At 41.9% G+C, this 13508-nt stretch carries 17 protein-coding genes; 1 reads left to right on the top strand and 16 read right to left on the bottom strand.

Features of this window, described 5'->3' with window-relative positions; genetic code table 11:
* Window positions 1-29 precede the first annotated feature (29 nt).
* From IGI66_RS14910 to IGI66_RS14875, 8 genes are all read right to left on the bottom strand, one after another.
* The gene (locus IGI66_RS14910; protein ID WP_010779121.1) at window positions 30-275 is read right to left on the bottom strand and encodes a GlsB/YeaQ/YmgE family stress response membrane protein; all 246 of its coding nucleotides are present in this window, start codon (window positions 273-275) and stop codon (window positions 30-32) included.
* Window positions 276-314: 39 nt separating this feature from the next.
* Complete coding sequence (locus IGI66_RS14905; RefSeq protein WP_438849424.1) at window positions 315-914, bottom strand: Asp23/Gls24 family envelope stress response protein; 600 nt, start codon at window positions 912-914, stop codon at window positions 315-317.
* 75 nt (window positions 915-989) lie between these two features.
* A complete protein-coding gene (locus tag IGI66_RS14900; protein WP_010779119.1) occupies window positions 990-1190 on the bottom strand; it encodes a DUF2273 domain-containing protein in 201 nt (66 codons plus the stop codon).
* A 10-nt stretch (window positions 1191-1200) separates the two neighbouring features.
* Entirely contained in the window at window positions 1201-1770 is a 570-nt protein-coding gene (amaP, locus tag IGI66_RS14895; RefSeq protein ID WP_438849423.1) for an alkaline shock response membrane anchor protein AmaP, read from the bottom strand.
* Between the two features lie 368 nt (window positions 1771-2138).
* Window positions 2139-2792: a YczE/YyaS/YitT family protein gene (locus tag IGI66_RS14890; protein WP_438849422.1), complete on the bottom strand. Its 654-nt coding sequence runs from the start codon at window positions 2790-2792 to the stop codon at window positions 2139-2141.
* A gap of 52 nt (window positions 2793-2844) precedes the next feature.
* Window positions 2845-3849: an NADH:flavin oxidoreductase gene (locus tag IGI66_RS14885; protein WP_438849421.1), complete on the bottom strand. Its 1005-nt coding sequence runs from the start codon at window positions 3847-3849 to the stop codon at window positions 2845-2847.
* Between the two features lie 282 nt (window positions 3850-4131).
* The gene (locus tag IGI66_RS14880) at window positions 4132-4626 is read right to left on the bottom strand and encodes a GNAT family N-acetyltransferase (RefSeq protein ID WP_438849420.1); all 495 of its coding nucleotides are present in this window, start codon (window positions 4624-4626) and stop codon (window positions 4132-4134) included.
* 16 nt (window positions 4627-4642) lie between these two features.
* A complete protein-coding gene (locus IGI66_RS14875) occupies window positions 4643-5083 on the bottom strand; it encodes a MarR family winged helix-turn-helix transcriptional regulator (RefSeq protein WP_438849419.1) in 441 nt (146 codons plus the stop codon).
* A gap of 339 nt (window positions 5084-5422) precedes the next feature.
* On the opposite strand from IGI66_RS14875, the gene IGI66_RS14870 reads away from it, so the two are divergent.
* A complete protein-coding gene (locus IGI66_RS14870; RefSeq protein ID WP_438849418.1) occupies window positions 5423-5551 on the top strand; it encodes a hypothetical protein in 129 nt (42 codons plus the stop codon).
* Here the strand turns inward: IGI66_RS14870 and IGI66_RS14865 are convergent.
* The 8 genes from IGI66_RS14865 to IGI66_RS14830 all read right to left on the bottom strand — a co-directional run bounded on the left by IGI66_RS14865 (window position 5511) and on the right by IGI66_RS14830 (window position 13464).
* Complete coding sequence (locus IGI66_RS14865; RefSeq protein ID WP_438849417.1) at window positions 5511-5978, bottom strand: 5-oxoproline transporter, DUF979 family subunit; 468 nt, start codon at window positions 5976-5978, stop codon at window positions 5511-5513. The two genes, IGI66_RS14870 and IGI66_RS14865, sit on opposite strands and share 41 nt — an antisense overlap.
* Window positions 5979-5990: 12 nt before the next feature.
* Window positions 5991-6671, bottom strand: coding sequence for a 5-oxoproline transporter, DUF969 family subunit (locus IGI66_RS14860; RefSeq protein ID WP_086306440.1), 681 nt, complete (start codon window positions 6669-6671; stop codon window positions 5991-5993).
* 152 nt (window positions 6672-6823) lie between these two features.
* On the bottom strand, window positions 6824-7603 hold the full coding sequence (gene proB / locus IGI66_RS14855) for a glutamate 5-kinase (protein WP_301517285.1): 780 nt from the start codon (window positions 7601-7603) through the stop codon (window positions 6824-6826).
* A 491-nt stretch (window positions 7604-8094) separates the two neighbouring features.
* Window positions 8095-9531, bottom strand: coding sequence for a cryptochrome/photolyase family protein (locus IGI66_RS14850; protein WP_438849416.1), 1437 nt, complete (start codon window positions 9529-9531; stop codon window positions 8095-8097).
* A 314-nt stretch (window positions 9532-9845) separates the two neighbouring features.
* The gene (locus tag IGI66_RS14845) at window positions 9846-10520 is read right to left on the bottom strand and encodes a fructose-6-phosphate aldolase (RefSeq protein WP_438849415.1); all 675 of its coding nucleotides are present in this window, start codon (window positions 10518-10520) and stop codon (window positions 9846-9848) included.
* 9 nt (window positions 10521-10529) lie between these two features.
* Window positions 10530-11330: a sorbitol-6-phosphate dehydrogenase subunit gene (locus IGI66_RS14840; RefSeq protein ID WP_438849414.1), complete on the bottom strand. Its 801-nt coding sequence runs from the start codon at window positions 11328-11330 to the stop codon at window positions 10530-10532.
* Window positions 11331-11353: 23 nt separating this feature from the next.
* On the bottom strand, window positions 11354-12403 hold the full coding sequence (locus IGI66_RS14835; RefSeq protein WP_438849413.1) for a zinc-binding dehydrogenase: 1050 nt from the start codon (window positions 12401-12403) through the stop codon (window positions 11354-11356).
* On the bottom strand, window positions 12400-13464 hold the full coding sequence (locus IGI66_RS14830) for a galactitol-1-phosphate 5-dehydrogenase (RefSeq protein ID WP_316405960.1): 1065 nt from the start codon (window positions 13462-13464) through the stop codon (window positions 12400-12402). Before IGI66_RS14830 ends, IGI66_RS14835 begins: the two co-directional genes overlap by 4 nt.
* Window positions 13465-13508: the final 44 nt, after the last annotated feature.

The following is a 13508-nucleotide window of genomic DNA, read 5'->3' as shown; positions in this document are numbered from 1 at the left end:
AAGTTTTTTCTATTGATTAGAACGATTCGTTATTTTGATCTGCCTAAGAAGAATGACACGATCAGTACTAAAATGACCGCACCAATGATCGATGGGACTAGAGCCATGCCGGCTAATGAAGGGCCCCAAGAACCTAATAATGCTTGTCCTAAAGCAGAACCTACTAAACCTGCGATAATGTTGGCGATCCAGCCCATGCTGTTTCCTCTACCTGTAATTGCTCCGGCGATCGCTCCGATAACTGCTCCAATAATTAATGACCATAATAAACCCATGATTAATTCCTCCTATTTTTAGTGACTATTTTTTATTTATTACTCGACACGCGGTTCGCGGTTTTCATCGATTTTTTCTTTTGCTTTTTCTGTTCCGCGTCCTGCTGCGTCTTTTGCTTTTTCTGTTTGTTCTGAGGCGAATTCGCCTGTTGTTTTAGCAGCACTTGTTACTTTGTCCTGTACTGTTTCACTATCTTGTTCAAACTCTTCTTTTGTCTTGATATCAACAACGTGGATATTCACTTCAATAACATCTAAATGTGTCATTTTGCCGACTTCATCACGAACCACTCGTTTGATTTTGTTGGCTACTTCAGTGATATCTTTTCCATATTCCACCACAACGTCCATATCCACAGCTACTTGCTTCTTGCCGACTTCTGTTTCGATACCTGCAGTCACGTTATCTGTGTTTACTAATTTGCCCGCAACGTTTGAGAAAAAGCCGCCATCAACTGTTAACAAGCCATCGATTTGTTCGATTGCGACACCAATGATTTTTTGAATCACTTTGTCGTCGTACGAAACTTCCCCTTTGACTTCATCAGACTCATGATTGTTATGTGTGGGATTTGAATGAGTCGGTGTCGAAGCTCCTGCCTTCTCGTTTAAATTTTTCTTTTCAAAATTTTCTACCATGTACAATTCCTCCTATAATATAACTATATTTATCTTTCATGCCTTCCAAGTACACTTAGAAAAGCATAGATAGCTTCATTTGTTCTTTCTTTTATACATAAATTCATCAAGTAGACCCGTTTGTTCAAAGTAATAGCCTAGCGCTACACCTAATCCTGTTAGCACAATAATCACCAACGTTTTAAAAAAACCAATGGATACAAACAGAATCGCTAAAATGAGTCCCAATCCGCCAAAAATAATTGGGAGTTTGTAGTTATTAAATAAATCTTTCATATGCTCCCTCCTATTTCACGCGTGACTGATTTTCAGTCGCCTGATGTTCTTCAAATGATGTATAAGCGACATCTACTTTGACCTGTTCACGGCTACCTAAAATTTCCTGCAATTCCTTTTGAATGTCTTCCATCAACGTTCCTGTTTTTCCGATGTGGGCAGACGTTCGATTTAAATTGCCTTTTACTTTGACCTTGATCTTGTTCTTGTTTGCACGAACCTTGACTTGCGGTGAGTCCACGAACCCAACTCCTTCGATCTTGGAACGGACAAATCCTTCTATCGCTTGTTTGCTAAAGGATAGGCGGCCTTTGTTTTCTTTCAAAACAAACGTCTGTTTTCCCTTTGGATAAAAAATAAGGAACAAGATAAAAATCAGTACTACTACAGTGAATACTAAAGCTAACCAAAAGAGATACTGACGAAAATAATCGTTGGACAACGTTGTCATTAAGAAATTGTTTCGTCGGATACCGAAAGGAAGAGTCAAATAGGGAGAACTGATTGCGATTACCATCAATAATACTGACATCAACAACACAGAGAAAAGAATACCGATTGCTTTTATTCCACGATTCATAATGCGCCTCCTTAAAGAGTTGATATGAATTGTTCTTGGGCAATCATTATAAAATAACTATCTCGTATTTTTTAAAAATGGTCGCACCACTTTTCTTCCTCGCTTTCATAAATAAGCATAACTTACTTTATTTTTTTTTAACAATAATTTGCTTACAACCAAACGGTATATAAAAAAATAAATAGAGATTTTGAATAAAAAAAGCGCAATTATCGATTCTTATGACTATAAACCCCTCAAAAGTAATTATCTCCTCACACTCTCTCTTTCTCTCTCACAATCTTTAAATAACTTTTTGTAAAAATTAAGAGAACAAAAAAACACTCAGCAAATCACTGCTGAGTGTGTCGGAAAACCGTTTATTTAAGTTAAAATTCCTGTCCATGCAGTCCCTTCACCGTATCTACAACACTCTCATGGGCGACATTTGTCACGTCAAAATGAAAAATCTTGAATGTGGTTTCCAGGATAAAGCCGATACCGAAGACTGAAATAACAGTCCCGATCCCGACCTTCGCTCCTAATAGCCAGCCGATCATCAAGACCGTTCCTTCGATGATTCCTCGAACGAGACCGATGGGAACATTGGGCATTCGTTTTCCAAAAGCTACCATCAAGGCATCTCTGGGGCCGCAGCCAAGGGAAGCACCAATGTAAAAATAACTGCCTACACAAATGGCGATTTGCCCCAACAGCAGCATCATGACACCCGGTAAAAAATGAGTCATTTGCGGGATGATCCCCGTGGCTTGAATCATATCCGCAAAGGTACCGATCAAAATGGTATTTAAAATCGTACCGACCCCAATTTTTTCCTTTAATGCAACATCGATGACTAAAATAGCAAACCCACTGATGATCAGAATATTTCCATAGGTTTGATTCGTCAGATTAGCAATCCCAATACTGAAGGCCTCCCAAGATGCCAGCCCGATATTGGCCTGAATGGTCAAAAAGGACCCCAACGCAAATAAGAACAACCCAACTACCAACTTGATTAACCGCACACTGTACTCTTTCATTTAAACGCTTCTTTCTATGCTCATTTCTTTTCAGATAAAAAAACAATCGTGACTACTCCAATGCCGCGAGTGCTTCTCTCGCCCAATTTGAATCCTTCAATATCGCGCGCCCAACGCCGATCATATCTGCTTTATTACTCACTAGAAGATCTTCTGCAGCGGAAGCCGTCACCACGCCCCCAGTAAGTATAACAGGAATGTGTACACTTTTCTTTAGGACTTCTGATAGATCACAAAAGTAGCCTTCTTTTTTCGTGTGGGGGTGCGTATAAAAACTAAACCCGCCGGAAACATCTATCAAGCAAACACCCGCTTCCTCAAACGCCTTTGCGGCAATCACACTGTCTTCAATCGTAGTTCCACCAGGTAAATAATCACTCGCACCCAATCGAACAGCAATAGGAAAGTCCATGCCGACCTGTTTTTGAATCCCGCGGATAATTTCTAAATGAAGCTTGATCCTACCGCTAATCTGGTCGCCGCGATACGCATCTCTTCGTTTGTTGATCAATGGAGAATAAAACTGATTTAGCAGGTAGCCTTGTGCCGAGTGAAGCTCCACGCCATCGAAACCTGCTTCTTTTGCTCTTACTGCTGCTGCAATAAATGCACTGATTACGTGTTGGATCTCCTTCACTGTCATTTGCTTCGGAATTCCTTCCGCCCGCGAGACTTTAGGAAACACGGTTGCACTTGCGCTTAAGGGTTCTGCTCCGATAATCGCCTGTTTGGCTAATCCCCCTGCATGACTGATTTGCGCGAATGCTTTTGTCTGATTTTGATGAATGACCGTGGTCACTTTCTTCAAGCCCGTAATATCACTGTCTTTCGCAATAGATAATTGTCCGGCACTCGCTTGTCCGCGGGGATGGACAAAGCTATGCTCCGTGATGATCAATCCGAGTGACCCTCCTGCACTTTTTTCAGCATAGTACGCGCAAAGTGCATCTGTCACTTCTCCATTCTCGGTAGATTTTGCTGTGGCCATTGGCGGTAACACCAATCGATTGTTGATTTCAAGATTCCCTACCCTAATGGACGATGCCAGTACACTCATTCCTGCTCCTCCTTTTTCCATCTCTCCCTGTCCTGCTTTTTTAAGTGTAGCAGTTTCTCGGAGGGAATATAAGAGAGACTCCCCTTTTTCAATTGAATTCCGAGACTAACTATTCTTTTTTCTACTATATAAAGGTAGCTTTAATTATCAGAGACCGTTAGTTGCTTTTGAAGCTGAGTTACGATTCATAGCACATATTTCTTTTGCGATATTTTTATCACTTAATTCCATATAAAAACAAAGACCCAATCAACAAATCGAAGGGATTAGGTCTTTGCAGTATTAGTTTTCAGTTAATTTTCTCATGAAAAAAACGGTATCGACATCCATCAAATGATAATCTTTTGGCATCTCTGTTTTATCGATCAACTCAAAGCCGTTCTTTTTATAAAATTTTTGAGCCGCCTTCAACACCTCTACCGTCCCTAAATAAAGCCGCTCATAGCCTTGTTCTTTACAGCAGTTCACCAAAGTATCCAATAATTTTCGACCGATCTGTTTTTCTCCTCGGAAATCTTTTGTGACAAACATCTTTTTGATTGCTCCGCAGTGATTTTCTAATCGCACAAGCGCGATCGTCCCGATCACCTTATCATCAAACAGCGCGACCCAAAAGTTGCCTCCCGTATTGATATATTCTTCTTGGATCGTTAACAGATCTGGCTGATCCTCAACGGTAAGCTTGATGTTAAACTCTTCTCGCTGAATAGGAATGATCAGATCCACGATCTCTTCTGTGTATTTTTCTTCAAACGGTACGATTTTTACTTCTGACATGTTGGACAACTCCTTTTTATTCTTCTAACTCATTAGGAACGACTTGATACAAAATTTTTTCGATCGTTTTCATAGCCTGAACCAATTGCTGCTGCTCCTCATTATTTAGAGGTGCTAACAGCTCCTGCATTTTTTGATCCGACTGCGCTTCGACATAACGATTCAACGCCGTGCCCTCTTCCGTGAGGAAAAGATGCAAGCTTCGGCTATCTTCAGAACTCTTCTCTTTATAAATATAGCTGTTTCGTTCTAATTTACTCAATTTCCGACTCAAATAGCTCTTTTTAATATTTAGACATTTCGTCAGATCATTGGCCGTGACATTAGGATGACGACCGATCTCTCCCAAAATCCGCATTTCGATCATGGAATAATCCAGATCAAAGACTTTTTGATCGAAGACGCCTAAGATTCTCGTGTAATAACGATTGAATTTCCTTACTTCCTGCGTATCCATCCCGTCCTCCTATTCTCTTCAACTAGTTTACTTTATCAACTAGTTGAAGTATACACAATTTAGTTTACTTTATCAACTAAGTTTCGTTGAGAGTAAAAAGACTTGTAGAAACGTATGGAATGCTTTATTCTATCAAAAGTGTTCTTCGTGAATTCTTGCGAAGGAAGTCATTTCCTACTATAATGCATGACGAACACCCAACACTATTTAGAAGCTAGGAGGCGGTCTTGATGACAGAATCATCTTGTATCGTACGCACAAAGAACGACGACCCTGTATTTAATTATTCGTTCTTTGATGGAAAGCTCTTTTCCTCAAAGACAAGAAACGAGGAAAATCATGACGAACAAACAACTATCATTGCGCCCATCTGATTATTGGTACTGCAAACAACAGATTGGTGAGTTGATCAGCGCCTACCATTCTGTCAATGACAAGCAGACGATCGTGAATACACCATCAAAATAACGATCGCGACCAATACCCCAACACCGACGCCGACTAAGGCACCTAGTTGTGTGAATACCGCGAAAATAATGGCGAAGATCCCCATTGATAACGCTGGAATGAAGATTTTCATGCCGATCTTATCAGCCATTTTCTTCGTGACTGCTTCTGTTGGTGCACTTTCCTTGCCCTTGCTCACCTTTTTGAAAATTGGCGGCAAGGTCATGATGATCACCAACACGCCGTTGATCATCGGTGGAATCCAGCGACCGAACATCATTACGATCCCTAACGCACACCAGAAAATTGCGGTGCCGATGGGGGTCGCATTGTCTTTATCGCGGGCGTTTTTGATTCCTGTATAAATCGCTACTGCGCCCATGACCATATAGATGATCTCGAGTAATTTTTCAGATAATAATACGTCTTGATTTAGAAAAAATGACATCCTTTTTCCTCCCTATTTCTTGCTGCCGTAGTATTTTTTGTAAAGCTTGCGATCCTTTAAGAAGTAATAAACGATCGCTACGATAACCGCAAACAACGCGACTGGAATCTCTACTTTTGCAAGATCAAGCAAGCTCGTTTCGTACCCTAAATCTTTCAGTGTCGCTTGAACCAGCAACGCTCCCGGGCCGCCGACAAATAACACTTGGCAGAAGAACCAGGCGATATTCTCCATTCCTGAAGACATTCCCTTCAGCTCTTCCACGTATTCTTCATCCGGTTCTTGTCCTTTTGCTTCGATGGAACCGATCATCATTGGCATAATGATCGGACGAACAAACCCCGCCACGCCGCCGAAACTGATGTTGAAGGCCGCAAAGATCGAGCGCATGATACCGTATGCCCCAATAACCGCCCCTGCCGACGCATTTTTTATTTTCCCGATCAATTTGGCTGCTGACTCTTTCAAGCCATTTCGTTCTAATGTACCGGTTACCAACATGATCAAAATAAAGATCGCCATCGAACGGTTCGAGACAAAGCTGGTTCCCAGTGTGTTCAACAAGCCGTCCACGCCCAGACCACCCGTAATTGCCGTCACGACTGCCGCGACTAAAATAATTAAAATAGAGTCCAATTTCAATGCAAAACCAATAATAACGATCAAAATACCTATTAATTTAACTAATTCCATGTAAAACTCTTCCTCCCTCTATCTATTAACCAGCCGAAGCTGAATGTAGCCATTATTCGTTCGAAAAAATCAGAAAGAGTGCGTCAACGCAAATTTTGCAATTTTCTGATATTTCTCTCTATGCTTCCTTTTTCCACCAGACACTTCTCACGCTATTTCTTGAATAGCGTGCCGACTTCTCGTCCAGCCAATATATCAAACAAGACATACGGACTTTGCCCGTTCGCTAAGACCATTGAGATATTCGCGGCCAAAGCCCCTGTTGCAGTCTTTAATTTACTGCGAATCCCTCCGCGACTGAGCTTTCCAGTCGGAAGTTCGTCTGTTTCCGCGATAAATCGTTCATCGATCTCGCACAAATGACGAAACATTTTTGCCTCTTCATTAACAGCAGGATTTTCTGCGTATAACCCATTCACATCCGTCAACATAACCAACAAATCGGCTTGGACAGCTTCTGCAACAAGCAGTGACAATTCATCATTGTCTTCAAATTTCGTTTTATACTCTGGCCCGTCGATCGTTACTGCATCATTCTCATTAATAATAGGCAAAATTTGTCCTGCCAGCAGCTCTTCTATCGTTCGAGCAAAGGCCTGTTGACTTTCGTCCCCTTCAAAGACCTTCCGATCCAGCAGCAATTGCGCGATTTTCTGATCTTGATTTCTAAAGGCTTCCTCATAAAGGCCTGTCAGTATCCCTTGTCCAACAGCGGCAGCCGTCTGCTTCGAAACATTTCCCAACTGTGTAAGACCGATCCCCACAGCACCCGAAGAGACCAAAATAGGTTTTTTCCCCATCGCCATCAGCTCAGTCAATACATTAGATAACTGTTCAATGGCGGTTTCGATGATTCCCGTTTCTGGAGACACCAACAAACTTGTTCCGACCTTTACAACTATAACGTCGGCTTGTTTAATTTCTTCTCTCATGCGCTCACCTTACTATAAAAAACAAATAGATATACTTAATACAACTCTATCCATTTATTGCACTATTTTTATTTTTTGCTAATCATATCACAAATTCCTTCGCATGAAAATATTTTATTTTTTTAATCAAGTATTCCTTTCAGTCTGAATCCCTTTATGATTGGAGGTTTTAACAATTGTACTTATAATTTAGACAACTCTGGCTTGTTGCTATTTAGTTATTTGAACTGAATAAAATGACTATTCCTATAATCAAAAGGAAAATATAAAAGAACGACTGACATAATAATAAATAACCTTAAATTCACAAAAAAATTCAGATGCTTGAATTTTTTTTAACTTTTATTTTGATTCGCAGTCGAGCCTGCACTTCTGATTTCCAAATCCACAACAAAAAATCCACTCCCTTGCTATCAGTCTTAAAAAAACTGATAGCAAGGAGCAGACTCATCCTATTATCTTGGCATTTCCGTTACTGAATACGACTTTTCTCAATCTCTCTCTTCGTATTGTTCTACCTCTCGCGCGTACTCCTTACTGGATTCGTATAAGGAGAGTGCTTTTTTCCGACGTTCTTTATGATTCACCAACGGACTCGGATAGTCCTTATCCAAAATAACTCCATATTGTTCCTGTTCCTCTTTCGTCATTTTTTCGGGTTGATGGATCAGCTTATCCGGCACATTTTTTAACTCTGGGATAAACTCTCGAATAAACGCACCTTTAGAATCAAATTTTTGCGATTGTGTTGTTGGATTAAAAATTCGGAAATACGGCACCGCGTCTGTTCCTGTGGAGGCCGCCCACTGCCAACCGCCGATGTTGCTGGCAGGATCATAATCGATCAGCTTTTGCTGGAAGTACTTCTCTCCCCAACGCCAATCGATCAATAAATCTTTAGTCAAGAAGGAGGCTGTGATCATTCGCAGACGGTTGTGCATCCAGCCTGTTTCATTCAACTGGCGCATCGCGGCATCCACGATTGGAAAGCCTGTCTTTCCTGTTTGCCATTTTTCAAACAATTCCTTGTTATTTTGCCACTTGATAAAACGAAATTGTTCTTGAATGGGCTCCTTTTTTTGACGGGGAGAATTTGTATAGATCATGTTATAAAATTCACGCCAGCATAATTCTTTTTCAAACGTTTTTCGACTTTGAGAAGGCTTCTCCTCTTGTAATGCCTGCCACACCGTGCGAATTCCTAGTTCTCCTGTTCGCAGATAACGTGACAGATGGCTGGTTTGATCCAAACTCGGAATATCTCGCGCGTTTTCGTAATTTGAAACAAATTCCGTCACAAACTTCTTCAATTGCCGTTTTGCTGCTTCTTCGCCAACTTTAGTTTGTTTTTTTAATTTTCCGATCAGCTTTTCAAATTTCTTTTCATCCTCTTGAAAAAGCGTTTTTGAATAGACCGCATCTGCCTTGAAACGAACATTGACGGGTGTCTCTTTGGCACGTTCCTTCCATTGATTGTAATAGGGTGTAAAAACCTTATAGGCATTTCCCTGTTGGTTTTTGATTTCTTTAGCACCGTGCAGGTAATGATCTTGAAAACGGTAATAGTCAATGCCGTTTTCTTTGAAAAATTTCTTTGCCTGCTCGTCTCTTTCCGCTCCATATCCAGAGGTATCTTCATTAAAATAAATCCTTCGCCATTCTGGCAATGTCTCCTTCAATCGCTTAAATAAGTCCAATGGTTCCCCATATTGGATGTGCAAATGAGCTTTCTTGTCGATCGTTTTCTTAAAATGCGCCACACTAGCGAAAAAAGCTTCATGGTTTGAGCTGTCCTCTAGGAATTGTTTTGGATTCACTTGAAACAGCAACACCAATTCATCTTCCTCTGATAAATCCTGAAATGCGTGATAGAGCGCTTTATTGTCTTGTATTCTCAAATCGCGGCGAAACCATACCACAGCTTGCATCCAAACCCCTCCTTATAAACTAACGGTTCTTTCTTTGAAACTACCATAGAAAGAAGGAAAAATCATTTTTTTGAGCCTTCATAAGCGACAGTATTTTGGGAAAAAGCCCCATGAATCCCTTCAGCAAAGACATTCCCGTTTATTTGCAATTATCGAAAGAACTTGATTTCTTGTTTTCCACACGCACTCCTTATTCAAGCTGCTCTAAATTAGTTGAGAATAAAGATGCGAGGAGTACGCAGCTCCTCTTTTATACCCGCTCATGACAAAAAGGCGCTATTTCGAATGTTCGAAATAGCGCCTTAAAAATCAGGTCAAATCGATTTTGTTTGATACAGGCTTATCCAATCATCGGTGAAATCATCGATCGCTTTTTTTGTCGCCGCAAAATGAAAAAACTCTTCTAAAATCGTCGGAGAAAATGTGACTGCATCCGCGCCTGCTTCTATCGCGTCTATGATTTGTGTTGTACTTTTGATACTAGAGGCCATTATTTTCCCTTGCAGGGATTGGCTTGTCGCATACCTCTTCGCAGAATGAATCGTCTCAAACGGATCGATTCCGAGCGCTTCAGAACGATTGGTATAAATAGCGACATAATCGGCTCCCGCCTCCAACGCCATAAATGCGTGTAATTTTGTATACACCGCTGAGGTCGTGATCCGACATTCAGCATTGTCTTTTTTCAAGCGTGTCAATACACTCAACCCAGCTTTAGATGCAGGGATTTTAACAAAAACGTCCTCCCCGATAATGCGCCAAATCTTTTTAGCATCCTCCATCATTCCCACAGTGTCCTTTGCTACCACCTGCATATGCAAGGTGCGATCACCGCCAATCACATCTAATGTTCTTTTCATATGAGAGAAAAAGTCAATTTTCCCCTCTCTCTTTATGATACTTGGTGTTGAGGTCACTCCCTTTATAGGGACGATATCCAGATATTTTTCAATACTTTCTAAGCAAACGGTATCCAACATGTACTCCATTTTCCACCCTCACCCTCTTGATTTTCCGCCAGCCACATTTGTGATGATACCACTTAAGTAGCTTGCATGATCCGATAAATAAAATGCAACGACATCCGCAACTTCGCTAAGTCTTCCTGCTCTGCCCATTGGAATAGCTGCTGCCTGCTCATAGCCCTGTCTTAATTCTTCGACAGTTATCCCACGAATGAATGCGAGTGTTTCTTCGTAACTCTCTGAGCGCAGATCTGTTTCTTCCATGATTCCGGGGGCCACGCCCAACACACGAATATTGTATGGACCTAATTCCTTTGCCCACGTACACGTCATACTATTGATCGCCCCTTTGGTCCCTACATAAAAGCCTTGACCAATGGACCCTTCTCTGGCGCTTTCAGTAGACAGGTTCACGATGACTCCTGATCGCTGAGGGATCATGACACGTGCCGCTGCTTGACTTAATAAAAAGACACTCTTTTGATTGACGGCAATCGTTCGATCAAACAATTCCTCCGTTAGCTCATAGTTTCCTGACCCATCTGGATTCACTAACATTCCGGGCAAAGCGATTCCCGCGTTGTTCACAAGACCGTCGATTTTTCCAAACGTGCGATAAACTTTAGCGACCTGATCCTCCACTTCAGTTTTTTTAGATACATCTACTTTATAGAAGAAATAGTTTTCATTATCAAAGGAATCGGTAGTCTTGAGATCAAAATTGATCACTCGTGCATTTTTTTCTAACAAAGAATTTACGATACTTTTCCCGATCCCTGAAGAACCGCCTGTGACTATCATGACCTTATCGTCCAAATGCAACCAATTTTCCATACTGTCCTCCTTGAAATCTCGTTCTAAAATTCTCCCGGATTGGACTCGATCATCACTTTGATCTCGTTGCCCTCCATGACCTTGTCGAAGGCGTCACGCCATTCGGTCAGTGGGAATTTCTTCGTGATCATCTCGTCGATGTTGATGGCGCCTTTGGCAAGCAGATGGATCGCGATCGGCCAATCGTACGGATTTTGCGAACGGCTGCCGATGTATTCGATCTCTCGCTGAATGATCGATTCGGTATCCAGCTCCACCATTTTATTGGCGAACAAGCCCACTTGGATGAATTCTCCTTGTTTGCGAATCAACGGCAAGCTGGCATTGACTGCCGGCACCGCTCCAGAGGCATCGTAGACTTTGTCGACACCGTAGCCATTTGTTAGGTCCATGACGATAGTAGCCAGGTCTTCTTTCATCGTATCCACGATCACATCCGCGCCCAATTTTTTCGCCAATTCTAGGCGATGGGCATCTTTGGTGATCCCCGTCATGATGACGAATGCGCCAATTTCTTTGGCGATTTGTAATAGGAACAGACCAATAGGTCCAGGCCCCATAATAATGATCGTGTCCTTCAATTCTAGCTGGCTCTTTTGGTACATCGCATGCACACAGCACGCCAACGGTTCACTCATCGCCGCACCTTCGTAGCTCAAGTGATCCGGTAAAACATGGATGCTTTCTTCCCGAGCCAAAACATAATTCGCCATCGAGCCGTTTTGCTGGGTGCCGATGCCTTTGCGGTGAGGACAAAGATTGTATTGTTTTTCTTTGCAGTAGTCGCATTCGTTGCAGACATAAAACGTCGTTTCGCTGGTGACACGATCGCCCACGTTGACCTTGGTCACCTGCTCGCCGACTGCAACGACCTCTCCAGAAAATTCATGGCCCAATACAACGGGCGTGGTGGGATTTTTGTATTCCCCTTTAAACGTATGGATATCCGACCCGCAAATTCCAGTGTACGCGACTTTAATGAGTACCTTGTCCGCTGTCGCTTCAGGTACTGGCACGTCGATAAATGCCATTTGGTCATAACCGGGTGCTTGTTTTGAGACGCCCTTCATCATTTTGTTTCCTCCTCTCTGCTTTCAGGAAAAATCATTACTTTATTGTAGGATTCTTCACGGTTCACTGTGAGGTCAAAAGCTTTTTGAATGTCTTCCAGCTCAAAGCGATGTGAGATCAAGTCCTTTAATTGAATTTTTCCTTGTTCGATAAAGGTTGCCGAATGTAGCCATTCTTTCCCAGGAAATGGGGCGGAATAAGAATTCCAAAATCCTTGTATCGTATATTCCCGTCTAAAAATGTTTTCAAAGGCCCGTTGATGCAGCAGCACATCTGAATAGGCGATTCCCTGATAGCCGATTTTTCCGCCTTTTTTGGTAATCAACAAACACTGTTCTTCTGTAATTTTAGAACCGGCACATTCGATCGCAATATCGACACCCATCTCATCTGTCCATTCAGCGATCCGTTCTTCCAACGGTTCTTCCAAAGAATTGATAGTATCGGTAACGCCATATTTCTTCGCTTCGGCAAGCTTATTCGGATCGATATCAATCCCGATGATTTTTTTAACTCCCGTTAAACGGAGCCATTGAACAGTCAATATTCCAATCGTTCCTAGCCCGAATACTGCTACGGTATCCCCAATTTTTGGCTCCAGCCCCATCACGCCATGGGCCGCCACTGCCAGCGGTTCGATCATCGCTGCTTCCTCGAACGAAAGGATTTCTCCAATATTGATGACATTCTCTTCAGGAACAGCTACGTATTCTTCAAACCCGCCATAATGATGCGAACCGATCATGGTGTAATGTTCACATAATTGATACTTCCCTGATTTACAATAGGTACATTCATGGCAAGGGATTAAAGGAGCAATAGCTACACGATCCCCTATGGAGACTTGTTTTACCCCAGACCCTACGGCTTCGATCACGCCTGCAAATTCATGTCCCATAACCATCGGCAAGCCATATTTCCACTCATTTTGCATTTTATGGATGTCTGATCCGCAGATTCCAGCGGCCTTTACCTTTACCAAGACCTCATGATCCAACGGTACTGGCTTTTTGATTTCTTCGATTTCAAATTGATTTAATCCTTTTAACAACGCAGCTTTCATACAAATGTCCTTCCTTTCAAAAAATTAAGGAACTCTTTTAGAGT

The sequence above is a fragment of the Enterococcus sp. AZ048 genome, from assembly GCF_051715125.1.
Taxonomy (GTDB): Bacteria; Bacillota; Bacilli; order Lactobacillales; family Enterococcaceae; genus Enterococcus_A; species Enterococcus_A gilvus.
Note: the sequence above shows the minus strand (reverse complement) of the source record. Positions and strands in the feature narration are given on the sequence as shown.